At 60.9% G+C, this 26141-nt stretch carries 25 protein-coding genes; 13 read left to right on the plus strand and 12 right to left on the minus strand.

The annotated features are described in order from the left end of the window. Window positions 1-115: 115 nt before the first annotated feature. From AC0969_RS09810 to AC0969_RS09845, 8 genes are all read right to left on the minus strand, one after another. Window positions 116-1279: a Gfo/Idh/MocA family protein gene (locus AC0969_RS09810; RefSeq protein WP_479623960.1), complete on the minus strand. Its 1164-nt coding sequence runs from the start codon at window positions 1277-1279 to the stop codon at window positions 116-118. Window positions 1280-1448: 169 nt separating this feature from the next. Further along, window positions 1449-2528, minus strand: a complete 1080-nt coding sequence (locus AC0969_RS09815; protein WP_479623961.1) for an ABC transporter ATP-binding protein — start codon at window positions 2526-2528, stop codon at window positions 1449-1451. Next, entirely contained in the window at window positions 2521-3624 is a 1104-nt protein-coding gene (locus AC0969_RS09820; protein ID WP_479623962.1) for a Gfo/Idh/MocA family protein, read from the minus strand. Before AC0969_RS09820 ends, AC0969_RS09815 begins: the two co-directional genes overlap by 8 nt. After that, window positions 3624-4646 (minus strand): Gfo/Idh/MocA family protein, encoded by a 1023-nt coding sequence (locus tag AC0969_RS09825; protein ID WP_479623963.1) that lies wholly within the window; start codon window positions 4644-4646, stop codon window positions 3624-3626. Before AC0969_RS09825 ends, AC0969_RS09820 begins: the two co-directional genes overlap by 1 nt. Beyond that, window positions 4643-5506, minus strand: coding sequence for a carbohydrate ABC transporter permease (locus tag AC0969_RS09830; protein WP_479623964.1), 864 nt, complete (start codon window positions 5504-5506; stop codon window positions 4643-4645). The genes AC0969_RS09825 and AC0969_RS09830 overlap by 4 nt, the downstream gene beginning before the upstream one ends. Beyond that, complete coding sequence (locus AC0969_RS09835; protein ID WP_479623965.1) at window positions 5487-6428, minus strand: carbohydrate ABC transporter permease; 942 nt, start codon at window positions 6426-6428, stop codon at window positions 5487-5489. The genes AC0969_RS09830 and AC0969_RS09835 overlap by 20 nt, the downstream gene beginning before the upstream one ends. Window positions 6429-6487: 59 nt before the next feature. After that, window positions 6488-7756: an ABC transporter substrate-binding protein gene (locus AC0969_RS09840; protein ID WP_479623966.1), complete on the minus strand. Its 1269-nt coding sequence runs from the start codon at window positions 7754-7756 to the stop codon at window positions 6488-6490. Window positions 7757-7850: 94 nt separating this feature from the next. Next, on the minus strand, window positions 7851-8501 hold the full coding sequence (locus AC0969_RS09845) for a TetR/AcrR family transcriptional regulator (protein ID WP_479623967.1): 651 nt from the start codon (window positions 8499-8501) through the stop codon (window positions 7851-7853). 163 nt (window positions 8502-8664) lie between these two features. Here AC0969_RS09845 and AC0969_RS09850 point away from each other — a divergent pair, with 163 nt between their 5' ends. Next, window positions 8665-10047, plus strand: coding sequence for a Gfo/Idh/MocA family oxidoreductase (locus AC0969_RS09850; protein ID WP_479623968.1), 1383 nt, complete (start codon window positions 8665-8667; stop codon window positions 10045-10047). Window positions 10048-10162: 115 nt separating this feature from the next. Here AC0969_RS09850 and acnB read toward each other — a convergent pair whose 3' ends face one another. From acnB to AC0969_RS09870, 4 genes are read right to left on the minus strand one after another with little or no spacing between them, the layout of a single operon-like run. Beyond that, a complete protein-coding gene (acnB, locus tag AC0969_RS09855; RefSeq protein ID WP_479623969.1) occupies window positions 10163-12766 on the minus strand; it encodes a bifunctional aconitate hydratase 2/2-methylisocitrate dehydratase in 2604 nt (867 codons plus the stop codon). Window positions 12767-12816: 50 nt separating this feature from the next. Next, entirely contained in the window at window positions 12817-13365 is a 549-nt protein-coding gene (locus AC0969_RS09860; RefSeq protein ID WP_479623970.1) for a hypothetical protein, read from the minus strand. Further along, window positions 13362-14372 carry an HpcH/HpaI aldolase/citrate lyase family protein gene (locus AC0969_RS09865; protein WP_479623971.1) on the minus strand — a complete coding sequence of 337 codons (1011 nt, stop codon included), beginning with the start codon at window positions 14370-14372 and terminating at the stop codon, window positions 13362-13364. The genes AC0969_RS09860 and AC0969_RS09865 overlap by 4 nt, the downstream gene beginning before the upstream one ends. Window positions 14373-14378: 6 nt before the next feature. After that, the gene (locus tag AC0969_RS09870) at window positions 14379-15365 is read right to left on the minus strand and encodes a malate dehydrogenase (RefSeq protein WP_479623972.1); all 987 of its coding nucleotides are present in this window, start codon (window positions 15363-15365) and stop codon (window positions 14379-14381) included. A gap of 185 nt (window positions 15366-15550) precedes the next feature. Between AC0969_RS09870 and AC0969_RS09875 the strand changes: the two genes are divergently transcribed. The 12 genes from AC0969_RS09875 (at window position 15551) to leuB (ending at window position 26073) form a co-directional block, all read left to right on the plus strand. Continuing rightward, entirely contained in the window at window positions 15551-16363 is an 813-nt protein-coding gene (locus tag AC0969_RS09875) for a GntR family transcriptional regulator (RefSeq protein ID WP_479623973.1), read from the plus strand. A gap of 116 nt (window positions 16364-16479) precedes the next feature. Beyond that, a complete protein-coding gene (gene sdhC, locus AC0969_RS09880; protein ID WP_479623974.1) occupies window positions 16480-16926 on the plus strand; it encodes a succinate dehydrogenase, cytochrome b556 subunit in 447 nt (148 codons plus the stop codon). Window positions 16927-16948: 22 nt separating this feature from the next. Next, the gene (sdhD, locus tag AC0969_RS09885; protein WP_479623975.1) at window positions 16949-17317 is read left to right on the plus strand and encodes a succinate dehydrogenase, hydrophobic membrane anchor protein; all 369 of its coding nucleotides are present in this window, start codon (window positions 16949-16951) and stop codon (window positions 17315-17317) included. A 27-nt stretch (window positions 17318-17344) separates the two neighbouring features. Next, window positions 17345-19153 (plus strand): succinate dehydrogenase flavoprotein subunit, encoded by a 1809-nt coding sequence (gene sdhA, locus AC0969_RS09890; RefSeq protein WP_479623976.1) that lies wholly within the window; start codon window positions 17345-17347, stop codon window positions 19151-19153. A gap of 19 nt (window positions 19154-19172) precedes the next feature. Next, window positions 19173-19877 (plus strand): succinate dehydrogenase iron-sulfur subunit, encoded by a 705-nt coding sequence (locus AC0969_RS09895; RefSeq protein WP_479623977.1) that lies wholly within the window; start codon window positions 19173-19175, stop codon window positions 19875-19877. 9 nt (window positions 19878-19886) lie between these two features. Next, on the plus strand, window positions 19887-20192 hold the full coding sequence (locus AC0969_RS09900; RefSeq protein WP_479623978.1) for an FAD assembly factor SdhE: 306 nt from the start codon (window positions 19887-19889) through the stop codon (window positions 20190-20192). A gap of 12 nt (window positions 20193-20204) precedes the next feature. Next, window positions 20205-21515, plus strand: coding sequence for a citrate synthase (gene gltA, locus AC0969_RS09905; protein WP_479623979.1), 1311 nt, complete (start codon window positions 20205-20207; stop codon window positions 21513-21515). Between the two features lie 232 nt (window positions 21516-21747). Then, entirely contained in the window at window positions 21748-22656 is a 909-nt protein-coding gene (locus tag AC0969_RS09910; RefSeq protein WP_479623980.1) for a LysR family transcriptional regulator, read from the plus strand. Between the two features lie 29 nt (window positions 22657-22685). Then, window positions 22686-24107 (plus strand): 3-isopropylmalate dehydratase large subunit, encoded by a 1422-nt coding sequence (leuC, locus tag AC0969_RS09915; protein WP_479623981.1) that lies wholly within the window; start codon window positions 22686-22688, stop codon window positions 24105-24107. 11 nt (window positions 24108-24118) lie between these two features. Next, window positions 24119-24241 (plus strand): entericidin A/B family lipoprotein, encoded by a 123-nt coding sequence (locus AC0969_RS09920; RefSeq protein ID WP_479623982.1) that lies wholly within the window; start codon window positions 24119-24121, stop codon window positions 24239-24241. Between the two features lies 1 nt (window position 24242). Then, the gene (leuD, locus tag AC0969_RS09925) at window positions 24243-24899 is read left to right on the plus strand and encodes a 3-isopropylmalate dehydratase small subunit (protein WP_479623983.1); all 657 of its coding nucleotides are present in this window, start codon (window positions 24243-24245) and stop codon (window positions 24897-24899) included. 79 nt (window positions 24900-24978) lie between these two features. Continuing rightward, entirely contained in the window at window positions 24979-26073 is a 1095-nt protein-coding gene (gene leuB / locus AC0969_RS09930) for a 3-isopropylmalate dehydrogenase (protein ID WP_479623984.1), read from the plus strand. The last annotated feature ends 68 nt before the right edge of the window (window positions 26074-26141 follow it).

Consider the following 26141-nt stretch of genomic DNA (forward strand, 5'->3'; position numbering starts at 1 on the left):
ATACATGGCTTTCGATGCACCTCAACCACGCAACCCGCTAAATCCCTTCGCTTCGTCTTGATTTTTGTCGCTGGCACATTGGCCGCTTGGTCATCCGCAGAATTGTGCAAGTGGCTCAAATATGTAGTGAAGGCACATCCACCCAGCGCCGCTCTTTCCAGGATTGCAAGGCCGCTTCGACCAGTTGCACGCCCTTTGCGCCTTCGGGCAGGGTCCAGCGGTAGGGCGCGTCTTCCACCACATGGCGAATGAAGTGCTCCCACTGGATCTTGAAACCGTTATCAAAGACCTGGCTGTCGGGCACCTCGGCCCATTGCTCGAAGAACGGCATGGTCTGCTTCTCGTCCGGGTTCCACACCGGGCGTGGGGTGTTGACCCGGCTCTGGGCGCGGCAGCTGTCCAGGCCCGCCACCGCAGAGCCGTGTGTGCCGTCTACATGGAAGGTCACCAGATCGTCGCGGCGGACCCGGGTGGTCCAGCTGCTGTTGACCTGGGCAATCACCTTTTCGCCCTGGTGGCCCTTCAGCTCGAAGGTGGCGTAGGCCGCGTCGTCGGCGGTGCAGGCGTAGGGCTGGCCCGCCTCGTCCCAGCGCTGCGCAATGTGGGTAGCCCCCAGACAGGACACCGACTGCACCTCGCCAAACAGGTGGTCCAGCACATAGCGCCAATGGCACACCATGTCGAGGATGATGCCGCCGCCGTCCTCCGCACGGTAGTTCCAGCTGGGGCGCTGGATGGGCTGTAGATCGCCTTCGAACACCCAGTAGCCGAATTCGATGCGCACGCTCAGCATCTGGCCGAAGAAGCCGGCACGGCGCAGCATGTCGAGCTTGCGCAGGCCGGGCAGAAACAGCTTGTCTTGCACCGCACCGTGCTTCAGGCCGGATTGCTCGGCCAGGCGGGCGATCTCCACCGCCTCATTCAAGTTGGTGGCAATCGGCTTTTCGCAGTACACATGCTTGCCCGCGCGGATGGCCTTGGCCAGCAGGGTGGGCCGCATCTGGGTGGTGCCCGCGTCAAAGAACACGGTGTCGGCCGGGTTGGCCAAAGCGGCGTCCAGGTCTGTGCCCCAGCGCGCGATGTTGTGTGCTTGCGCCAGGGCCTGCATCTTCTCGGCGTTGCGGCCGATGAGGATGGGGTCAGGCATCACCTTGTCGCCATTGGAGAGGGTTACGCCGCCCTGCTTGCGGATGGCCACGATGGAACGGATCAGGTGCTGGTTCATGCCCATGCGCCCGGTAACGCCGTGCATGATGAGGCCGAGGGTGTGTGTCGTCATGGTGGTATGTAAATAAATGGAAAAATAACTACTCAGATCCCTCGTACTGCCAGAACGTGCGCCATCCAGAAACACCGCAGAACTGGCAATGCCCGGCTGCTGGTGTTGCCCCCTGCAAGGGGGTTGGCGAAAAGCGCTTGCGCTGTAGCCTGGGGGTATGCGTAGTTCATCAATGCCGGGCCAAGGTCAGGCCGCTCTCGGCAAAGCCGTGGCACTGGGCGGGGGGCAGGTGCACATGCACGGTGTCGCCGCGCTTGAAATGGCTTTGGCCCACCACCTGCACCACCAGCGACTGTTGCGCACCCAGGCTGCCGTAGAGCACGGTGTTGCCGCCCAGTTGCTCGGTCAGCACCACCTGCATGGGCAGGCCGTGGCTAGCCAGCTCCACGTGCTCGGGGCGGATGCCTATACAGACCGATGCGCCATCAACCATGCCATCCGCCCGTACCGGCAGGTGCACTGCCTCGCCGCCCAGTAGGCGCACATCCAGGCCGCTGGGGTTGCGGCCCACCACCGCGCCGTCTAAAAAATTCATCTTCGGGCTGCCGATGAAGCCCGCCACAAAGCGGTTCGCCGGGTGGTTGTACAGCTCCAGCGGCGAACCGGCCTGCTCGATCAGGCCGTCGTGCAGCACCACAATGCGGTCGGCCATCGTCATGGCCTCGACCTGGTCGTGGGTCACGTAGACCATCGTGGTGCCCAGGTCGGCATGCAGCTTGGACAGCTCGACCCGCATCTGCACCCGCAGCTCGGCATCCAGGTTGGACAGGGGTTCGTCAAACAAAAACAGCCGGGGTTCGCGCACGATGGCCCGGCCTATCGCCACCCGCTGGCGCTGGCCGCCGGACAGGGCTTTGGGCTTGCGTTGCAGGTAGCTGTCGATCTTCAGCATCTTGGCGGCGTGCTGCACGCGCTGGTCGATCACCTCCTTTTTCTCACCGGCGGTTTGCAGGCCAAAGGCCAGGTTGTCGTAGACGCTCATGTGCGGGTACAGCGCGTACGACTGGAACACCATAGCGATCTTGCGCTGGGCGGCGGGCACTTCGTTGACGCGCTCGCCGTCGATGCAAAACTCGCCGTCGGAGATTTCTTCCAGCCCGGCAATCATGCGCAGCAGGGTGGACTTGCCGCAGCCCGAGGGGCCGACGAAAACCACGAACTCGCCGTCGCGAATGTCCAGATCGACCCCGTGGATGATCTCCACGTTGCCATAGCGTTTTTTGATTCCGCGCAGTGTCAGTTCAGCCATGTTGCACCGTCTTGTTGAAGCTGCCACCCGTCGGTGCCCAGCAGTGGTATTTGGCGTGGCCCGGCGGAATCGGCAGGCGGACCTGCATACCGGTTTCCGCAGAATGGTAGATGGCGGTGATCAGCTCCAGCGACTGGCGCGCGTCGTGCAACGTCACCGGGGTGGGCGCGCCCGCAGTCACGGTGGCATGGACCAGTGCAAACTCGCCCTCAAAGGATTCCGGCCCGGGCACAAAATCGGCCAGTGCAGCGGTGATGGCGGCTTGGATTTCCGGTGTTTTTCCCTGGAAGTGCCAGGGGTCCTTGCCGGGCCGGTAGGGGTCGGCGCTGCGGCTCTCCACCGTCAGGTCGGAGAACATGAAGCGCAGCCGCGACAGCTCTTCGGCCGCGCCCAGGGTGACGCCCAGCGTGGCAACGGAGCCGTTTTCCATGCCGATGGTGATGGCGGCGCAGTCTTCCACCTCGATGGGGTTGACGCGGGTGGCCAGATGGGCAAACACGGTTTTCACCGGGCCATTGATGTACGACAGCATGTCGTGCGCATGCAGGGCCTGGGTCAGGCAGCAGCCGCCCATCTCAGTGGCCCATTTGCCACGCCACTGCACCGCGTAGTAATCCGCATCGCGCCGCCACGCGGTCTCAATAGTGGTTAAAAACGGCGTGTGCGCAAAGCCCTTGGTTTGCAGGTGCTTGAGCTTTTGCAGCCCGTGGCCAAAGCGGTACTGAAAGATAGGAAACAGCGTGCCCTTGGCCGTTTTTTGGGCCTCGGTAATCGCATCGACCTCGGCCAGCGAGCCCACCAGTGGCTTCTCGCACACCACGTGCAGACCGGCGGCCAGCGCTTGCGTGATCAAGGCGCAGTGGGTATTGGGTGGTGTGCAGATATCCACCATGTCCACCCGGCCACTGGCCAGCAGCGCGCTGAAGTCGGTGGTGTGCCAGGGCACGCCGAACTCGGCAGCAGCAGCGCTGGCCTTGGCCGCATCCAGGTCGCACACGGCGGCGATGTCGTACAAATCGGGGAGCGCGGCATAGGCTTGCAGATGGCCCTTGCCCACGCCCAGACCGACCACGGCTACGCGTAATTTTTGTTCCATTACGCAACTCCCCCAACCCGTATCGCCAGGGCTTCGGCTTGTAATGCCAGCTCGGTCGCCAGGAAGCAATGGGCCTGCGACATGGCCGTTTCAGTGCGGTTCAGAATGTCTTGGACCAGGCGCGGGCCATAGGGCAGCGCCTCGACCCGGCAGTCCATGTACTGCGTGCTTTGGCCGTCCACCAGAAACAGGTGGTCGCCCCCCGGGCGCCCGGCAATGTCTACGTATTTGCGCAGCTCGATAGTGCCCTCGGTCCCCAAAATCGTCAGGCGGCCATCGCCCCACACGCCCAAGCCCTTGGGAGTAAACCAATCGACGCGGATAAAACCGGTACCGCCGTTGCCACGCAGCAGTACTTCGCCAAAGTCCTCCAGCTCGGGGGTTTCGGGGTTGCCAAAATTGCCGATGTGCGAAGCCACCACTTCGGCCCGGGTGGAGCCGGTGAAGTGCAAAAACTGGTCGCACTGGTGGGCGGCGATGTCGCACAGAATGCCGCCGTAGCGCTTGCGCTCAAAGAACCAGTCGGGGCGCGGGTTGTTGCGCAGCGCGTGCGGGCCCAGGCCCACGGTTTGCACCACCCGGCCAATCGCCCCGGCGGCCACCAGCTGGCTGGCTTTTTCGGTGGCGCGGTTCTCGAAGCGCTCTGAAAAACACACCGAAAAAATCCGCCCGGTTTCTGCCTGTACCTGGCGCACGGCGGCCAATTCATCCAGGCTGATGACACCGGGTTTATCAACCATCACATCTTTGCCGTGGCGCATCACGGCGATGGCGGTGGCGGCCCGCACATCGGGAATGGTGGCGCTGACCACCAGCTGGATGCTGGGGTCTTCCAAAATCTCGCGCAGGTCTGCCACGCGGCGGGCCTGCGGAAAAGCCTTGGCGTAGTCGGCGGCCAGGTCGTCTTCGACGGCGTGGAAGCTGACCAGCGTGGCCCCGGCGTCCAGCATGGCGCGGGTCTGGCCGTAGATGTGGCTGTGGTTCAGGCCGATGGCCGAGAACCGGATCAAAGCAGAGGTCATCGTTTCATTCCAGATTGGGCAACGCCTTCAATAATCAGGCGCTGAAAGCACAGAAAAAATAGAAAGATCGGCAGGATGGCCAACACCGACATGGCAAACAGCTGGCCCCAGGCCGATTGCCCGGTAGAGTCCACAAACGAGCGCAGCGCCAGCGGTACGGTGTAGTTGCTGGCCTCGTTGAGGTACACCAGCGGGCCCAGAAAATCGTTCCAGGTCCACAGGAACGAGAAGATGGCGGTAGTGGCCAGCACGGGGGTAGACAGCGGCAAAATAATCTTCCAGTAAATGCGCCAGGGGCCGCAGCCATCGAGCACGGCCGCCTCGTCCAGCTCGCGCGGAATACTGCGAAAGAACTGCACCATCAAAAAGATAAAGAACGCATCTGCCGCCAAAAACTTGGGCACCACCAGGGGCAAGAAACTGTCGATCCAGCCCAGTTTTAAGAACAGCACGTACTGCGGAATCAGCGTCACGTGGTAGGGCAGCATCAAGGTGCCCAGCATCACCACAAACCAAATGCGTCGCCCCCTAAACTCCAGCCGCGCAAACGCATAGGCGGTGACCGAGCAGGACAAGGTGTTGCCAACCACCACCAGCACGGCCACCAGCAGCGAGTTCTTGAAGAACACGGTGAAGCTCTCTTGGAGCGCCGTCCAACCTTGCACGTAGTTGCCGAAGTCCAACGCATGCGGCCAGATCGACAGGTCGGTGAAGATGATGGCCTCGGGCTTGAACGACGAGGCCACCATCCACAGCAGCGGGTACAGCATCAAAAACGTCACCGCCACCAGCACGCCGTGGCGGAGCAAGCCACCGGCCAGCCAGCGCAATACAGATTTTTTAGCGCGGATCGTCTTCATAGTAGACCCAGTATTTGGAGGTCAAAAAACTGATGCCGGTGAAGGCCCCGATGATCAGCAGCAGCACCCAGGCCAGCGCCGAGGCATAGCCCATGCGGAAGTAGGAAAAGGCTTCCTGGTACAGGTACAGGGTGTAGAACAGCGTGGAATCAATCGGCCCGCCCGTGCCGCCCGACACCACATAGGCCGGAGTGAAGGCCTTGAAGCCCTCAATGATCTGCAACACCATGTTGAAAAAAATCACCGGGGCCAACAGCGGCAAAGTGATCTTGCGGAACTTGCGCCAAGTGCCCGCGCCGTCCATAGCGGCGGCCTCGTACAGGTCTTGCGGAATCTGCCGCAGTCCGGCCAAAAAGATGATCATGGGCGAACCAAACTGCCACACGGCCAGCAGCACCAGGGTGTACAGGGCGGTGTCGGGGTTGGCGATCCAGCTCGGGCCTTTGTAGTTGAAGGCCCACAGCAAAATCTGGTTCAGCGTGCCATTGCCTTCAAACAGCTGCCGCCACAGCACCGCAATGGCCACCGAGCCGCCCAGCAGCGACGGAATGTAGAACAGTGCCCGGTACAGCGCGCCGCCGCGTATCGCCTTGTCCAGCACCACCGCCACCAGCAGCGCAAAGGCCAGCTTCAGCGGCACTTCCATCAGCATGTAGTTAAAGGTGACCTTCAAAGACTGCCAGAAGCGCGCATCGGCGGTGAACATGCGCACATAGTTGTCTGCGCCCACCCACACCGCCGGGCGCAGCAGATCGAACTTGGTGAACGACAGGTACAGCGAAGCCAGCACCGGCCCGAGCGAGAAGCACAAGAAGCCAAGCAACCAAGGCAGCAGGAAGGCATAGCCCACCCAATCCCTGCGCCAGGCAGCACGCGACTGCCCTCGCCGCGCACGGGAGGTTTTTTCATCAACAGTGGACACGGTAGTTTGCCTTCCGGGCTAAGAACAACGAGCGGCAGTGCTGGGCACTGGGAAGGCGATCAAGCCCTGGCGAGAATGCCTTCCACCTCGGTGTGGAACTGCTGCGCACCATCTTTGATGCTGGTGCGGCCAAAGGCCACCGCATCGGCCACCCGGCGCAGCAGGTTCTCAGCCTCGCCCGCGCCCTTGGGTGGGGGTGGCGGCAGCACTACGGCCACCTTGGTGACGGCGGCCACATAGTCCAGTTGCATCTTGCCCAAGGGATCCAGATCGGGGGCCAACACCGCCCGCGCGGCGGCAGAGCACGGCACACCACGCTCAATGCCCAGAATCTTCACGCCCTCGGGGTCGTTGACCATGAACTGGATGATCTTGGCCGCCTCTTCCGGCGCTTTGCAGCGGGCCGACACGCTCATCATTTGCGAGGGCTTGATGTAGTGGCCGGAGGTGCCGGTCTTGGCACGCGGAAACACGCTGATGGCCAGCTTGTTCTTGTTGATGCCCTGGAAGGCCACGATCTGGTTGGAGTTGACAAAGCTCATGGCCGCCAGGCCACGGGTGATTTCATACTCTTCGACCTTGCCGTTGTTGGTGGCCCCCACATCGGCCGGCGGAATGGCGCCGGCCTTGCGCAGCTTGTCCCACAGGTCGAACCAGGCAGCCACATCGTCACGGGTAAAGGCGACTTTGCCGTCGGCGGTGTAGAGCATCTTGCCGCGCTGGTTGAGCCACTGCTCAAAGCCCTGCTCCCAGCGGCTGTTGTCGCTGGCACCCCAGTATTTGCCAGGGTTGATCTTGGAAATGTCAGTGGCGATCTTGGCGAAATCGTCCCAGGTCCAATTCATGTCGATGGACTTGATGCCTACTTTCTCCAGCATGCTGGTGTCGTACACCATCGCTTTAGAGTTGGAGCCGAGGTTCACACCGTAGAGCTTGCCGTCCACCTTGCCGCCGTCTTTTTCTTGCGGGCTGAAGTCGGCCAGGGGCAGCAGTTTATCGAGCGGCAACAGGGTTTCGCGGCGGGCGTATTCAAACAGGTAGCGGTAGTCCATCTGGATCAGATCCGGCGCATTGCCGCCCGCCGTCTGGGTGCCCAGTTTGGTCCAGTAGTCCCCCCAACCCAGCGACTCGGCGGCAATCACGGTGCCGGTTTTTTTGCTGTACGCATCCAGCAGCGCCTTGGTGCGCTTGTCGCGGTCGGGGTTACCCCACCAAAAGCAGCGCAAGCGCGTGGCCGACTGGGCCTGTGCCAGCCAGGGGCTGAGGCCGAATGCGGCCGTGGTGGCCGCTGCGCTGCTGCCGAATTGACGGCGGGTCAAGAGTGTCATAACCGCTGGCTCCTTAGTACGGGAAAGGCGTAAACAATTAACTCAATGGTGAATTATGAAATCGCACATTCCGCCTGTATATGGGCCCAATGCATCAATCTCTCAGGACATACCCTAGGACCACATCACAGATGTGCGACAGCCGTTCGCTGTGCGCCTTGGCCACCATCAGGTCGCGCCCAAAGATGGCCGACAGGGTGTGGTGGTTAGACAGGTAAAAGTACGACAGGCTAGCGATCGAAATGTAGAGCTGCACCGGGTCGATACCGCCGCGAAACACCCCGTCGGCCCGGCCCCGCTCCAGAATCTCGCCCAGCGTCTGGATGAGCGGCGAATTCATCTCGCGGATGCGGGTCGACTGGCCCAGATGCTGCGCCTGGTGCAGGTTCTCGCTATTGAGCAAAGCAATGAATTCCGGGTGGGAAATGTAGTATTCCCAGGTGAATTCGGTCAGCCGCCGGATGGCCTTGGCGGGCTCCAGATCGGCCAGATGCAGGGCCCGCTCGGCATCGCGGATATCGGCATAGGTGCGCTCCAGCACCGCCAGAAACAGGCCATCTTTGCTGGTGAAGTAGTAGTAGATCAGGCGCTTGTTGAGCTGGGCGTTTTCAGCAATCCGGTCCACCCGCGCACCGGCCAGCCCATAGCGGGAAAACTCATCGCGGGCCGCCGCCAGGATGGCCAATTGGGAACGGTCGGCATCACGGGAACGGGGCTCTGGCGCGGAGGTGATAGAGGTAGTCATAAGGTCTGCACAGCGATGAAAAAATTGCGTATCTGCCGGGGGCACAGCACCAGAATAGCCGCACCACCGGATTTTATTCACCAATTAGTGAAATAAAGCTATGATTTCCACCTGACCCGCCGCCCTGGGGTGCCCTGCACCGACAGGTTTACCCACCCGCTGCATGTCCCCATTTGCGGCCACATTCTTTAGCACTATGGTCAAAAAACGCCATGCGTTCGTCGGCACCGGCGGACGCGCTCTGAGCTTCATCGAACCGCTGGTCACGGCCTATGCCGAGCACAACGAACTGGTGGGCATTTGCGATCTCAGTCCGGCCCGCATGGCCTACTACAACGGCTTGCTGGCCGGTGAGATCGGCTACCACGCCGTACCCGCCTACACCGCCGACCGCTTCGACGACATGCTGCGCGAGCAAAAGCCGGATGAGGTGTTTGTCTGCACCCAGGACTCGGCCCACCACGACTACATCGTGCGGGCCTTGCGGGCCGGCTGCGACGTGGTCACCGAAAAACCCATGACCACCGATGCCGCCAAGTGCCAAGCCATTCTGGAAGCCGTGCAGGCCAGCGGGCGGCGGGTGCGGGTGGCCTTCAACTACCGTTGGGCCCCGTTCCGCACCAAGGTCAAGGAGCTGATTGCCAACGGCGTGGTCGGCAAGGTCCATTCAGTGAACCTGGAGTACCTGCTGGACACCAACCACGGGGCCGATTACTTCCGGCGCTGGCATGCGCAGATCGAGAATTCCGGCAGCTTGCTGGTGCACAAAAGCACGCACCATTTCGACCTGGTGAACTGGTGGCTGGACGCCATTCCGCAGCAGGTGTTTGCCTATGGCGACCTGGTGTTTTATGGCAAGCAAAATGCCATCAATCGGGGCGACGAAAAGCTTACCCGCTATGCCCGCTACACCGGCGTGCCCGAGGCCCAGGACGACCCGTTCTGCCTGGACCTGAACGAGAGCGCCTCATTCCGTGGCCTGTACCTGGCGGGCGAGGCGGATTCTGGCTATCTGCGCGACCAAAACGTGTTCCGCGACGGCATCACCATCCCCGACCAGATGTCGCTCAACGTGCGCTACCGCACCGGCCAGGTGCTCACCTACTCACTCGTCTGCTACAGCCCGCGCGAGGGTATGCGCGTGACCTTCAATGGCGACCGGGGCCGCATCGAATACTTTGAATTCATCGGCACCCACATGAACCGCGCCGTGAGCCCGAAGCACTGGCAGATCGAAGAGAAACCCGGCGCAGAAGCCGAGGGCGAATGGATACGCGTGTTTCCCCACTTCCAGAGCAGCTACACCGTGTCCATGCCAGAAATCCGCGCAGCCCACGGCGGTGCCGATGCGATCCTGAACGCCCATTTCTACGGCCCGCCGCAAGCGCCCGATGCCTGGGGCCGCACCGCCGGACACGAGCAGGGTGCCGCGTCCATTGCCGTGGGCATTGCCGCCGTGCAGTCCATGCACACCAATCTGCCGGTGAATATCAATGACGTAGTGGCGCTGCCGCCCGAGGCAAAGCGTCTGTCCGAACTTATATAGCCAAATAGGCCTCCAGCGCATATAGAAAAAGCGCTGGCAGCTATATTTTAAATAGCTAGCAGCGCTTTTTAGCAGCCTTCAAGAGGACCGTTACCAGCCCTCTATCCGCAGATACTTATGCCGAAGTGGTGTCTTTCACCGTGTCGGCCAGGTCGGTGTAGTCCTTGACCTGGTCAAAGTTCAGGTACTGGTAGATCTTGGCGCTGTCTTTGGTCAATACGCCCATGTCGGCCATGTACTCGGCCTTGGTGGGGATGCGGCCCAGCTTGGAGCAGATAGCGGCCAGCTCGGCCGAACCCAGGTACACATTGCTGTTCTTTCCCAGGCGGTTGGGGAAGTTGCGGGTGGAGGTAGAGAACACGGTCGCGCCCTCTTTCACCTGCGCCTGGTTGCCCATGCACAGGCTGCAACCGGGCATTTCCATGCGCGCACCGGCACTGCCCAGCACGCCGTAATGGCCTTCTTCGCTCAGCTGCTTGGCATCCATCTTGGTGGGCGGGGCCATCCACAGCTTGACGGGGATGTCGCGCTTGTTTTCCAGCAGCTTGGAGGCGGCACGGAAGTGACCGATGTTGGTCATGCAGGAGCCGATGAAGACTTCGTCGATCTTGCTACCTTCGACTTCGGCCAGGGTCTTCACGTCGTCCGGGTCGTTCGGGCAGGCGACGATAGGCTCGTGGATGTCGGCCAGGTCGATTTCGATGACGGCAGCGTAGTCGGCATCGGCATCGCCGTGCATCAGTTCGGGGTTGACCAGCCAGGCTTCCATCGCCTTGATGCGGCGGTTGATGGTGCGCACATCGGAGTACCCGGTGGCAATCATCCACTTCAGCATGGTGATGTTGCTGGTGATGTACTCAATGATCGGCTCTTTGTTCAAGTGCACGGTGCAGCCGCCCGCAGAACGCTCGGCAGACGCATCGCTGAGCTCAAACGCTTGCTCGACCTTCAGGTTGGGCAAGCCTTCGATTTCCAGAATACGGCCAGAGAAGATGTTGATCTTGCCTTGCTTGGCCACGGTCAACAAACCGGCCTTGATGGCGTACAGCGGAATCGCGTTCACCAGATCGCGCAGGGTGATGCCGGGCTGCATTTCTCCCTTGAAGCGCACCAACACGCTCTCGGGCATGTCCAAAGGCATCACGCCGGTGGCTGCACCAAAAGCTACCAAGCCGGAACCGGCGGGGAAGCTGATGCCGATGGGGAAACGGGTGTGGCTGTCACCGCCGGTGCCGACGGTGTCGGGCAGCAGCATACGGTTCAACCAGCTGTGGATGATGCCGTCACCGGGGCGCAGGGGCACGCCGCCACGGGTGCTCATGAAGTCGGGCAACTCGTGGTGCATCTTCACGTCCACCGGCTTGGGGTAAGCAGCGGTGTGGCAGAAGGATTGCATCACCAGATCGGCGCTGAAGCCCAGGCAGGCCAGGTCTTTCAGCTCGTCGCGGGTCATGGGGCCGGTGGTGTCTTGCGAGCCGACCGAGGTCATCTTGGGTTCGCAGTAGGTGCCGGGGCGCACGCCTTGGCCCGCAGGCAAACCGCAGGCGCGGCCGACCATCTTTTGCGCCAGGGTGAAGCCCTTCTTCGTGTCCACCGGGTTTTGCGGCAGGCGGAACAGGGTGCTGACGGGCAGGCCCAGCGCTTCACGGGCCTTGGTGGTCAGGCCACGGCCAATGATCAACGGGATGCGGCCACCGGCACGCACTTCGTCAAACAGCACCTCGCTCTTTAGCGTGAATTCGGCAATCACTTGGCCGTCTTTCAGGGCCTTGCCTTCGTAGGGGCGCAGCTCGACCACGTCGCCCATAGCCATCTGGCTCACGTCCAACTCGATCGGCAGCGCGCCGGAGTCTTCCATGGTGTTGTAGAAAATCGGGGCAATCTTGTTACCCAGGCAAACGCCGCCAAAGCGCTTGTTCGGCACGAAGGGGATGTCTTCGCCGGTGAACCACAGCACCGAGTTGGTGGCCGACTTGCGGCTGGAGCCAGTGCCGACCACATCGCCCGCATAGGCCACCAGATGGCCGCGTGCGCGCAGGTCTTCAATGAACTTGACCGGGCCGCGCTTGCCGTCTTCTTCAGGAACGATGCCGGGGCGGGCATTCTTGTGCATGGCCAAGGCGTGCATCGGAATGTCGGGGCGGCTGAATGCATCCGGGGCGGGCGACAGGTCGTCGGTGTTGATTTCACCGGCCACCTTGAAGATGCTGACGGTGATGCTCTCGGGCACGGCGGGGCGGCTGGTGAACCATTCGGCATCGGCCCAGCTTTGCAGCACAGCCTTGGCGTAGGTGTTGCCCTTTTCGGCTTTCTCTTGCACGTCGTGGAACTGGTCAAACATCAGCAGGGTTTTCTTCAAACCAGCGGCTGCGGCCTCGGCCACGGTGGCGGATGCGTCGTCCAGCAGGTCGATCATCGGGCTGATGTTGTAGCCGCCCAGCATGGTGCCCAGCAATTCGGCTGCTTTTTCACGCGACAACAGAGGGCATTTTTCGGTGCCGTGGGCCACGGCGGCCAGGTAGCTGGCCTTGACCTTGGCGGCATCGTCCACACCGGCGGGGATGCGGTACGTAATCAGGTTCAGCAGGTTGGCCTCTTCGCCTGCGGGCGGGTTTTTCAGCAGCTCGATCAGCTCAGCTGTCTGCTTGGCAGACAGGGGCAACGGGGGGATGCCGAGGGCGGCGCGCTCAGACACATGGGCGGCATAGGCTTGCAACATGGTTTTCTCCTGGTTCAAATAATCGTGGGGGGACGGGGGTTCGACAAATTTTATTTTTTAGCCACTTCGGCGGGCGCGGCAAACATGCTGGGTGCCGGGCTGGTCTTTAGCGTTTCATCTATGGCCAGCTGTGCCGGGCTTTGGCAGCCGTCGGCCAGGCGCTGGCCCAGTTTTTGGTTCATCAGCATGGATTTATTACCCAACTGCAACCACACGGCACCGGCCTTTTGGTCTTCCAGGCGGATGGCACCGGTGCTGGTGGACACCGGGAACATGCGGTATTTGAGATTTTTAACCTGCACATTGAAGTAACCGGGGTATTTGGCATCGGCCACCAAGGTAACGCTGGTACCCAGCTCGCACGGTACGGTGCCGACTTGCACGCGCTCGGCAATCTCCATCTCGGCGGGGGTCAGGGCAGCCTCGGCGGCCTCGATACCGGCAGCTACGTTTTTGGCGGCCGACTTGAGCTGGATGCGGCTGCTGGTGGGTTTGGGGGCGACTTTGGCGCTGGCTTTCAGCGGTTTTTTAGGCGCTTCTTGGGCCAACACCAACGCGGGAACCAAGGCCAACAAGGCGATAGAGAAGGTTAGTTTCATACAGTCTCAAGAGTGGGGATAGCCGCAGGCGGCTTGAAATACACCGCCATCTCAGGCGGCAGGGCACGCCCGGTTTGGTGGGCACGTTCCAGCACCTGCCAAAAGTAGCGGTAACTGGCCCGGTCATGCAGCTGACCGGCAAAAGAAATCGGAGCCCACTGGGCGGCCACGGCGGCAGCGATGATCTGGGCGGCCGCCTCAATTTCGGCCTCGCCCGGCGCAAACGCGGCCACGATGGGCCGGATCTGGCTCGGGTGGATGCTCCACATGCGGGTGAAACCCAAGGTGCGGGCGGCGCGCTCGGCAGCCGCTTGCAAGGCTTGGGTATCGGCAAATTCGGTGACGACGCAGTGCGATGGCACCTTGCCATGCGCGTGGCAGGCCGAGGCGATCTCCAGCTTGGCGCGCACCACCAGCGGGTGGGTGAACTGGCCCGAAGCGCCCATCGCATCGGCCGGAATGGCCCCGCCGTGGCTGGACACAAAATCCATCAGTCCAAAGCTCAGGGACTGCACGCGCGGCTGGGCGGCGATCTCGAACGCGCGCTGCACTGCGGCAGGCGATTCAATCAAAACATGTAGCGGCAGATGCAGGCAGGATATACGCTGAAGGGCTTTTTCGACCTGAATTACGTCGCGCACCGACTCGATCTTGGGCACCATGATGTGGGTCAAGCGGTGGCCCGCCTGGGCCGCAATGACGGCGATGTCATGCTCAAAAGCCGGGTGGTCTACCGCGTGGACCCGCACCGCCACGCGGGCCTCGGGGGCAGCGGCCAACGCCAGTGCCACCACCATCGCGGCATGCTCGGCCTCGCCGCCCACGGGTGCACCATCTTCACAGTCCAGGGTCACGTCAAACACGCAGGCCCCGAACTCCTCGGTCATTTCGGCCTGCAATTGCAGGCTTTTGCGCATCCGCGCTTCCACGCCGCTGTAGTGGTCGCAGACTGGCAGGAAAACCTGCGCAGCCTGGGCACCCAGCAGAACATGGCGGGGATGCTGCATGGCCAATTAGAGCAAGTGGGCGACGCCAGCTTGCTCGTCTTGCAGTTCTTTCAGGGTGATGTTGATGCGCTCCTGGCTGAATGCATCCACTTCCAAGCCTTCGACAACCTTGTATTCGCCGCCTTCGCAGGTCACGGCAAAGCCGAACATGGTGTCAGCCGGAATGCCGTATTGGCCGTCCGATGGGATGCCCATCGTGACCCACTTGCCGTTGGTGCCCAGGGCCCAATCGCGCATGTGGTCAATGGCAGCGTTGGCAGCCGAAGCAGCCGACGACACGCCGCGTGCAGCAATGATGGCCGCACCGCGCTTGCCCACAGTGGGCAAGAACGTGTTGGCGTTCCATTCCTGGTCGTTGATCATGGTCTTTACGCTGTCGCCATTGATGGTGGCGAAACGGTAGTCGGCATACATCGTAGGCGAGTGGTTGCCCCAGACGGTGAGCTTTTCGATGTCGGCCACGGCCTTGCCGGTTTTGGCGGCGATCTGGCTCAGGGCACGGTTGTGGTCCAGGCGCAGCATGGCGGTGAAGTTCTTGCGTGGCAGGTCGGGCGCGCTCTTCATGGCGATGTAGGCATTGGTGTTGGCGGGGTTGCCGACCACCAGCACCTTGACGTTGCGGCTGGCCACAGCGTTCAGGGCCTTGCCTTGGGCGGTGAAGATTTCAGCATTCACGGCCAGCAGCTCGGCGCGTTCCATGCCGGGGCCACGGGGGCGCGAACCGATCAGCAGCGCGTAGTCCACGTCTTTGAAAGCAGTCATCGGGTCGCCGTGGGCTTCCATACCCACCAGCAACGGGAAAGCGCAGTCTTGCAATTCCATCATCACGCCTTGCAGCGCTTGCTGGGGCTTTTCCATCGGAACTTCGAGCAATTGCAGGATGACCGGCTGGTCTTTGCCCAACATTTCGCCGGAGGCGATGCGGAACAGAATGGCGTAACCAATTTGACCAGCGGCGCCGGTAACAGCAACGCGAACAGGCTTCTTGCTCATGGGGAAAACTCCAGAAAGTTATAAAAAAGGAGGATGGCATGTGCCAAGCCAACGCCTGGGCACTGGAAATCAGCGTCGGAGTTTACTCTCGAAAACCCGCATGCGCCAATTTGTCTTATGTCTTATATAAGATATGATCCGACAGGTTTCAAGATGTAGTTTTTACGCCATTCATCACGTTTTTCATGGCCCACACAGCCCCTACCACTGCTGATTCTCTCCACGCAGGCTCCGAGTCCGGTGCGGCTACCGCATCCACGACTCCGGCGTTCAGCCCGCTGTACCAGCAGATCAAGGGGTTGATTTTGCAAAGCTTGCAATCAGGCGAATGGAAGCCCAGTGAATCCATTCCCAGCGAAATGGATTTAGCCGTGCGCTACCGCGTCAGCCAGGGCACGGTGCGCAAAGCGATTGACGCGTTGGCTGCCGACAACCTGCTGGTACGCCGCCAAGGCAAGGGCACCTTTGTGGCCACCCACGCCGCCCAGCACGTGCCCTACCGCTTTCTGAAACTCAAACCCGACGCGGGTAGCCCGACCAGCGAAGGGCCCGCCCAACGCGACATCATCGACTGCAAACGCCAACGCGCCAGCACCGATGTAGCCAAAGCCTTGGGCCTGCGGGCGGGCGATGCGGTGCTGCAAGTACGCCGGGTGCTGGCGTTCCCCGTCAATGGCATCTTCATCCCCACCATTTTGGAAGACCTGTGGTTGCCCGGTGGTCCCTTCAAGGGCCTGACAGCCGAGCGGCTGGCGGGCTACCAAGGGGCGATGTACGCCCTGTTTGAAACCGAATTCAATGTGCACATGGTTCGGGCCGCAGAAAAAATCCGCGCCGTCCATCCCGATGCCGAACAAGCCCACCTCCTGAAGGTCGCCGCCACTGCCCCACTGCTCAGCGTGGAACGCGTGGCCTACACCTACAACGACGTTCCCATGGAACTGCGGCGCGGCCTATACACCACCCTCACCCACCATTACCACAACGAATTAAGTTGAACCAGAGTCGGGGCCAATTTGGGTGTGACTTTCCCCCTCATGCTGCATTGCAATAGAATTTTGCAAGCAGAATTCTCAATAATTACAACGCAGTTACAAACCACGAAAGCGAACCCATGACAGAGATTGCCTCCACCTCCCGCCCGAAGCGGCCCGAATTTCGCAACATCAATGCGCTTACCGACCTACCCACCTACCGCATGGCCCCAGCGGCCTGGGTATCCATCCTGCACCGGATCAGCGGCTTCATCATGTTCTTGCTGATGCCCTTCATCATCTGGATGTTTGACACCTCGGTGTCCAGCGAAATCTCGTTTGCCAAATTCAAAGCTGTGTTCAACATAGGTGCCGGTTATGTGCCGGGCTTTTTCTTCAAACTGGTGGCTTTGGCGCTGATCTGGGCGTATTTGCACCACTTCATCGCCGGTATCCGCCACTTGTGGATGGATACCAGCCACGACGCTGTGACCAAAGAATTCGGCGCATCGTCGGCCAAATTCACCCTGGCACTCAGCATTGGTCTGACCGTTGTGCTGGCAGCCAAGCTGTTCGGCCTGTACTAATTTCTCCCGGAGCACTTTCAACATGTCGGTAAATTACGGATCCAAACGCGTCGTCACGGGCGCACATTACGGCTTGCGCGACTGGTTGGCGCAACGCGTCACCGCAGGCATCATGGCCTTGTTCACCGTGGTGGTGCTGGCGCAACTGCTGCTCAACAAAGGCCCTATCGGTTACGACCTGTGGGCCGGCATCTTCGCTGCACAGTGGATGAAGATCGTCACCTTCTCGGTCATCATCGCCCTGCTGTACCACGTCTGGGTGGGCATGCGCGACATCTGGATGGACTATGTCACCTCGATGGTCTGGCTGCGTTTGCTACTGCAAATTTTCACGATGGTCTGGCTGGTCGGCTGCGCAGGCTGGGCCATCCAGGTCCTCTGGCGCGTCTAAAGAACATTCGACAGAAGCAAACTAAAAATGACTTACACCAAAGCCCACATTTCCAAACGTAAATTTGATGTCGTGATCGTCGGAGCCGGAGGCTCGGGCATGCGCGCTGCACTCGAATTGTCCCAAGCCGGCCTGAACGTGGCCTCGCTGTCCAAAGTGTTCCCCACCCGCAGCCACACCGTGGCAGCCCAGGGCGGCGTGAGTGCATCTTTGGGCAATATGTCCGAAGACAACTGGCACTACCACTTCTACGACACCATCAAGGGCTCCGACTGGCTCGGCGACCAAGATGCCATCGAGTTCATGTGCCGCGAAGCCCCCAAGGTGGTCTACGAGCTGGAACACTTCGGCATGCCGTTTGACCGCAACCCCGACGGCACGATTTACCAGCGCCCCTTTGGCGGCCACACCGCGAACTACGGCGAAAAGCCGGTGCAACGCGCCTGCGCCGCAGCCGACCGTACCGGCCACGCCATGCTGCACACCCTGTACCAGCAAAACGTCAAGGCCAAGACCAACTTCTTCGTCGAGTGGATGGCTTTGGACCTGATCCGCGACGAAGCAGGCGATGTCGTCGGCGTGACCGCGCTAGAGATGGAAACCGGCGACCTGCACATCCTGCAAGCCAAGACCGTGCTACTGGCCACTGGCGGCGCAGGCCGTATTTTTGACGCATCCACCAACGCCTACATCAATACCGGCGACGGCCTGGGCATGGCGGCACGTGCCGGCATTGCGCTGCAAGACATGGAGTTCTGGCAATTCCACCCCACCGGCGTGGCCGGTGCAGGCGTGCTGCTGACCGAAGGCTGCCGAGGCGAAGGCGCGATTTTGCTCAACAGCAATGGCGAGCGCTTCATGGAGCGCTATGCGCCCACCATGAAAGACTTGGCCCCGCGCGACTTCGTGTCCCGCTGCATGGACCAAGAAATCAAGGAAGGCCGTGGCTGCGGTCCCAACAAGGACTACATCTTGCTCAAGCTGGACCATCTGGGCGCGGACACCATCCACAAACGCCTGCCTTCGGTGTTTGAAATTGGCGTCAACTTCGCCAACGTGGACATCACCAAAGAGCCCATCCCCGTGGTGCCCACCATCCATTACCAAATGGGCGGCGTACCCACCAACATCAGCGGCCAGGTAATTGAGCAAAAAGACGGCGTAAACAACTCCGTCGTCAACGGCCTGTACGCGGTGGGCGAATGCGCTTGCGTCAGCGTGCACGGTGCCAACCGTCTGGGCACCAACTCGTTGCTGGATTTGCTGGTGTTTGGCAAGGCCGCAGGCCGCCACATCGTCGAATTCAACCAGAAGAACAAAGAGCACAAGCCCCTGCCCGCCGATGCCGCCGACCGCACGCTGGAGCGACTGAACCGGCTGGAGTCCTCGACCGAGGGCAACTACTCGCAAGAGATCGCGGGCGAAATCCGCACCGCAATGCAGTTGCACGCAGGCGTGTTCCGCACCCAGGTCAGCATGGACGAAGGCGTGCAAAAGATCGCTGCCATCCGCCAGCTCGTGGCCGGCATCACCCTGAAAGACAAGTCCAAAATCTTCAACACCGCCCGGATCGAAGCGCTGGAAGTGGACAACCTGATCGAAGTCGCCCAGGCCACCATCGTCTCGGCTGCTGCACGCCGCGAATGCCGTGGTGCACACACCGTGTACGACTACGAGCACCCCGCCGACCACGACCAGTTCCCCCTGGGCCGTAACGACAAGGAGTGGATGAAACACACCCTGTGGTACAGCGTCGACAACCGCCTGAGCTACAAACCCGTCAACCTCAAGCCCCTGACGGTCGACAGCATCCCACCCAAAGTGCGTACGTTCTAAGCACGATTAGGAATAAAAAATGACCACCCGCACTTTCAAAATTTACCGCTACGACCCGGACACCGATGCCAAGCCGTACATGCAAACCATCGAGATTGAGCTCGACGGCCAAGAGCGCATGCTGCTGGACGCGCTGATCAAGCTCAAGCAACAAGACCCCACCCTGTCGTTCCGCCGCTCCTGCCGCGAAGGTGTGTGCGGCTCGGACGCCATGAACATCAACGGCAAAAATGGCCTGGCCTGCCTGACCAATATGCTCACGCTCAAGGGCGACATCGTCCTCAAGCCGCTGCCCGGCCTGCCGGTGATCCGCGACCTGATCGTGGACATGACCGACTTCTTCAAGCAGTACAACTCGATCAAGCCGTATTTGGTCAACGAGAGCCTGCCACCCGAGCGCGAACGCCTGCAAAGCCCGGAAGAGCGCGATGAGCTGAATGGCCTGTACGAGTGCATCTTGTGCGCCAGCTGCTCCACCAGCTGCCCCAGCTTCTGGTGGAACCCGGACAAGTTCGTCGGCCCCGCAGGTTTGCTGCAAGCCTACCGCTTCATCGCCGACAGCCGCGACGACAGCACCGCCGCCCGCCTGGACAACCTGGAAGACCCGTACCGCCTGTTCCGCTGCCACACCATCATGAACTGCGTAGACGTGTGCCCCAAGGGTCTCAACCCCACCAAGGCCATCGGCAAGATCAAAGAGCTGATGGTGCGTCGCGCCATCTAAGGACGGTTCGTGCAATCGCTAACCTCCTCCTCCGCCCCCGCAGGCTCTGACCTGCTGGATGAACGCGCCCTGAGCAAGCTGCGCTGGCGTTGCCGCCGTGGCTTGCTGGAAAACGATATTTACATCGAACGCTTCTTCAACCAGTTTGACGCCACGCTGACCGTCAGCCAAGGGCAAGCTATGGGCGATTTAATGGCGTTGAGCGACCACGATTTGCTGGATCTGCACTTAGCACGGAAACCGCTAAGTGAAGTGGAACCCGCGCTGGACCGCAGCGACGTGCACGAAATTTTGACTATGTTGAGAAACCGCTGAAAGGGCAATGAAATGAAGTTAGCAGATAACAAAGCCACCCTGTCGTTTAGTAACGGCAGCCCCAGTGTGGACCTCCCCGTGTACTCGGGCAACGTGGGCCCAGATGTCGTAGACATCCGCAAGCTCTACGCCCAGACCGGCATGTTCACCTACGACCCGGGCTTTTTGTCCACCGCGTCGTGCCAATCGGCCATCACCTACATCGACGGTGACAAGGGCGAACTGCTGTACCGTGGCTACCCCATCGAGCAGCTGGCCACCAACTGCGACTTCATGGAAACCTGCCACCTGCTGCTGTACGGTGAGCTGCCCAACCCCACGCAAAAAGCCGACTTCACCAAGCTTGTGACCAACCACACCATGGTCAACGAGCAGATGCAGTTCTTCCTGCGCGGCTTCCGCCGTGATGCCCACCCGATGGCCATCATGACCGGCCTGGTAGGCGCACTGTCGGCCTTCTACCACGACAGCACCGACATCACCAACCCGGCGCACCGCGAGATTTCCGCGATCCGCCTGATCGCCAAGATGCCGACGCTGGTGGCCATGGCCTATAAGTACACCATCGGCCAGCCCTACATGTACCCGAAGAACAACCTGAGCTACGCAGGCAACTTCTTGCACATGATGTTCGCCACGCCGTGCGAAGAGTATGTGGTCAGCCCGGTGCTGGAACGCGCCCTGGACCGCATCTTCACCTTGCACGCCGACCACGAGCAAAACGCCTCCACCTCCACCGTGCGCCTGTGCGGCTCGTCGGGTACCAACCCGTTTGCGGCCATCGCCGCTGGTGTGGCCTGCCTGTGGGGCCCTGCCCACGGCGGCGCCAACGAAGCCTGCCTGAACATGCTGGAAGACATCCAGAAAATGGGCGGCGTGTCCAAGGTCGGCGAGTTCATGGAGAAGGTCAAGGACAAAAACTCCGGCGTCAAGCTGATGGGTTTTGGCCACCGCGTCTACAAAAACTACGACCCCCGCGCCAAGCTGATGCAAGAAACTTGCAAGGAAGTGCTGCAAGAGCTGGGCTTAGAGAACGACCCGCTGTTCAAGCTGGCAATGGCCCTGGAAAAGATTGCCCTGGAAGACGATTACTTCGTCTCCCGCAAGCTCTACCCCAATGTGGACTTCTACTCCGGCATCGTGCAGCGCGCCATCGGCATCCCCACACCGCTGTTCACCGCCGTGTTCGCTCTGGCCCGCACCACCGGCTGGATCGCCCAGCTGAACGAAATGATTGGCGACCCCGAGTACAAGATCGGCCGCCCACGCCAGTTGTTCACCGGCTCGGCCGCTCGCGATGTGAAGCCCATCGCTAACCGCTGATCTATCTGACCCCTCAAGAACCCGCCCACAGCAATGTCGGCGGGTTTTTTCATGCCTACATGTTTTGCTACTTTTTATATAGCTACTTGCGCAGATAGAACATGCGCTAGAGCCCTAAAACATATAAATTTTCAATACCATTCAGACGATGGCGGTCATCGCCAATTCAGACGGTAAGCATCTTTTAAAGGCGAGAAAATAGCTACCCATCGCCCACCGCGATGCCCCCACCATGCAACCCACTGAACGCAACTTCGCCCGCCGCATCGACCTCACCTCGCTCCAGCTCTTTGTAGCCGTGTGCGAGCTGGGCAGCATTGGCCGCGCGGCGGAGCGCGAATTCATTGCTGCCAGCGCCGTCAGCAAGCGCCTGAGCGACCTGGAAGCCACCCTGGCCACGCCTTTGCTCATCCGCCACACGCGCGGCGTAGACCTGACCCCGGCGGGCGAAAGCCTGCTGCACCACGCCCGCTCCATGCTCTACAGCCTGGAGAAGATGCAGAGCGAATTGAGCGAATACGCGTGCGGCGTGCGCGGCCATGTGCGCATCCACGCCAGCATTTCCGCCGTGGTGCAGTTTCTGCCCGAAGACCTGGGCGCGTTCAGCCGGGCGCATCCGCAGGTCAAGATTGACCTGGAAGAACACCTGAGCTCTGAAGTCATCCGCGCCGTGCAAGAAGGCGCGGCCGACCTCGGTATCTGCAACACAGCCGACGGCGTGGGCACACTGCAAACCCAAGCCTACCGGCAAGATAATTTAGTATTAATAGTGCCTGTAGCGCATACCCTATCTGCACGAGCAGCTATTCATTTTGATGAATCCCTAGATGACGACCATGTGGGCCTACAGGCCACCAGCTCCATCTACCTGGCCATGCACCGCGCCGCCGCCGCGCAGGGCCGCAGCATCAAACTGCGCATCCACGTGGCCGGGCTGGATGCCATGTGCCGCATGATCGCCAACGGCCTAGGGGTCGGCGTGATGCCGCAGCGGGCGTTTGCGCTGATGCACAACCCGCAGCTCACCGCCATCCCCCTGAAAGACGACTGGGCCACCCGGCAGATAGAACTGGTGGCGCGCGACTTCGCCACCCTGCCCGTTACCGCCCGGCTACTGCTAGACCACCTCACTGCAACCTAAAATTAGCATCCTCACGAAAGAAGCAAAAAATGGCACGCACCCTGTACGACAAAATCTGGGACGAACACGTCGTCCACTCCGAAGAAGACGGCACCACCATCCTCTACATCGACCGCCATCTGGTCCACGAAGTCACCAGCCCGCAAGCCTTTGAAGGTCTGCGCCAGGCCGGGCGCAAGGTGTGGCGCATCAGCTCCATCGTGGCCACGGCAGACCACAACACGCCCACAACGGGCTGGGAACTGGGCTTTGATGGCATCACCGACCTGGTGAGCAAAGAGCAAATCCTCACGCTGGACAGCAATATCAAAGAATCCGGCGCGGCGGCCTACTTTCCCTTCATGTCCAAGCGCCAGGGCATCGTCCACGTCATCGGCCCTGAAAACGGTGCCACCTTGCCCGGCATGACCGTCGTCTGCGGCGACTCGCACACCTCCACCCACGGCGCGTTTGGCGCGCTGGCGCACGGCATCGGCACCAGCGAGGTCGAACACGTCATGGCCACGCAAACCCTGCTGGCCAAAAAGGCCAAAAACATGCTGGTGCGCGTCGAAGGCACCCTGCCCAAAGGCTGCGGCGGCAAAGACATCGTACTGGCCATCATCGGCAAAATCGGCACCGCAGGCGGCACCGGCTACACCATCGAATTCGGCGGCGCAGCCATCCGCGCCTTGAGCATGGAAGGCCGCATGACGGTCTGCAACATGGCGATTGAGGCCGGAGCCCGGGCCGGCTTGGTGGCAGTGGACGAGAAGACGATTAACTACGTGCAAGGCCGCCTGCTGGCCCCCACCGGTGTCGAATGGGACCAGGCCGCCGCCTACTGGCAAACCTTGCACAGCGACCCCGGCGCGCATTTCGACGCCGTGGTGGAGCTGGATGCCAGCCAGATCATTCCGCAAGTCACCTGGGGCACCTCGCCCGAGATGGTGCTGGGCATCGACGGCCGCGTGCCCGACCCCGAGAAGGAAAAAGACAGCAACAAGCGCCTGGCCATCGAGCGCGCCTTGACCTACATGAACCTGCAGCCCAACAAGGCGCTAAACGACATCTTCGTGGACAAAGTGTTCATCGGCTCCTGCACCAACAGCCGCATCGAAGACATGCGCGAAGCCGCTGCGGTCGTCAAAAGCCTGGGCCAGAAAATTGCCAAGAACATCAAGTTGGCCTTGGTCGTGCCCGGCTCCGGTTTGGTCAAAGAACAGGCCGAGCGCGAAGGCTTGGACAAAATCTTCATCGCCGCAGGCTTCGAGTGGCGCGAACCCGGCTGCTCGATGTGCCTGGCCATGAACGCCGACAAGCTGGAGCCCGGTGAGCGCTGCGCCAGCACCAGCAACCGCAACTTCGAAGGCCGCCAGGGTGCCGGTGGCCGCACCCACTTGGTCAGCCCCGCGATGGCCGCCGCCGCCGCCGTACATGGCCATTTTGTTGACGTTCGCCAATTCGTTTAAGGAGCTACACCATGCAAAAAATTACCGCTCTGCTGGCCCTGGCCTTTGTTTTGGCCGGCTGCAACACCATCCACGGCTTCGGGCAAGACGTGCAAAAAGTAGGCGAAAAAATCGAGAATTCGTCGAAGAAATAACATGCAAAAATTCACCGTACACACCGGCCTCGTGGCCCCGATGGACCGCGAAAACGTCGATACCGATGCCATCATCCCCAAGCAGTTTTTGAAGTCGATCCGCAAAACCGGCTTTGGCCCGAATTTATTCGACGAATGGCGCTACCTGGACGCGGGCTTCCCCGGCCAAGACCCCGCCAGCCGCAAGCCGAATCCCGACTTCGTGCTGAACCAGCCCCGCTACCAAGGCGCCTCCGTATTGCTGGCACGCAAAAACTTCGGCTGCGGTTCCTCGCGCGAACACGCGCCTTGGGCGCTCGACCAGTACGGCTTTCGCGCCATCATCGCGCCCAGCTACGCCGACATCTTCTTCAACAACAGCTTCAAAAATGGCCTGCTGCCGATCGTGTTGCCCGAGGCGCAAGTGGCCGCGTTGTTCGATGCCTGCCTGGCCTTCCCCGGCTACCAGTTGACGGTCGATCTGGAGCGCCAGGTGGTGGTCCAACCGCAGGGCGAAGAACTACCGTTCGACGTGCAGGCCTTCCGCAAATACTGCCTGCTGAACGGCTTTGACGACATCGGTTTGACCTTGTTGCAGTCTGACAAGATCAAGGCATTTGAAGCCGAACGGCTAGCCACCAAGCCTTGGTTGGCGCACACCGTGGCGGTGGGCACTTAACTATCAATTTAATAGCTACTTGCGCATGTAGAACCTGCGCTATAGCCCTATTTCTTATAAATTTATCCCAATGACTTCTATGAAAATTGCAGTATTGCCCGGCGACGGTATCGGCCCCGAAATCATGGCCGAGGCCATCAAGGTATTGAACGTGCTGGACCTGCCGTTCGAGATGGAAACCGCCCTGGTCGGCGGCTGCGCCTTTGACGCCTTCGGCCACCCGCTGCCCGATGCCACGCTCAAACTGGCCAAAGAGGCCGATGCCGTGCTGTTCGGTGCCGTGGGCGACTGGAAATACGACACGCTGGACCGCCCGCTGCGCCCCGAGCAAGCCATTCTGGGTCTGCGCAAGAACCTGGGCCTGTTCGCCAACTTCCGCCCGGCCATCTGCTACGAGCAGTTGGTGGATGCGTCTAGCCTCAAGCCCGAGCTGGTGGCGGGTCTGGACATCCTGATCATCCGCGAGCTGACCGGCGACATCTATTTTGGCCAGCCGCGCGGCCGCCGCATTGCGGTGGACGGGCACTTCCCCGGTTCCGAAGAAGCCTTCGACACCATGCGCTACAGCCGCCCGGAGATCGAGCGCATCGCCCACGTCGCCTTCCAGGCGGCCCGCAAACGTGACAAGCGCGTCACCAGCGTGGACAAAGCCAATGTGCTGGAAACCTTCCAGTTCTGGAAAGACGTGGTCACCGAGGTGGGCAAGGAATACCCCGACGTGGCGCTGGACCACATGTATGTGGACAACGCGGCCATGCAGCTGGTCAAAGCGCCCAAGAAGTTCGATGTGCTGGTCACCGGCAACATGTTTGGCGACATCCTGAGCGACGCGGCCGCCATGCTCACCGGCTCCATCGGCATGTTGCCCTCGGCCAGCCTGAACGCGCAAAACCAGGGCCTGTACGAGCCCAGCCACGGCAGCGCACCCGACATCGCAGGCAAAGGCATCGCCAATCCATTGGCTACAATATTGAGCGCTGCCATGATGTTACGTTTCTCACTCCAACAAGCCGACGCCGCCGACCGTATCGAGTCTGCGGTGCAGTCCGTGCTGGCCCAAGGTTTGCGCACGGGTGACATCTATTCCGCAGGCACAACCAAGGTGGGTACGCGGGAAATGGGCGACGCTGTTGTCGCTGCACTTTCCAAGATTACCAAGACAACCAAAGGCTGATCCAGCCCGGTTCGTCACGCCCTCCCCGGTTCGACGAGCCGGGGGTTAAAAATTTTTTAAAGGGCGAT

The sequence above is a fragment of the Rhodoferax sp. LB1P47 genome, from assembly GCF_056521445.1.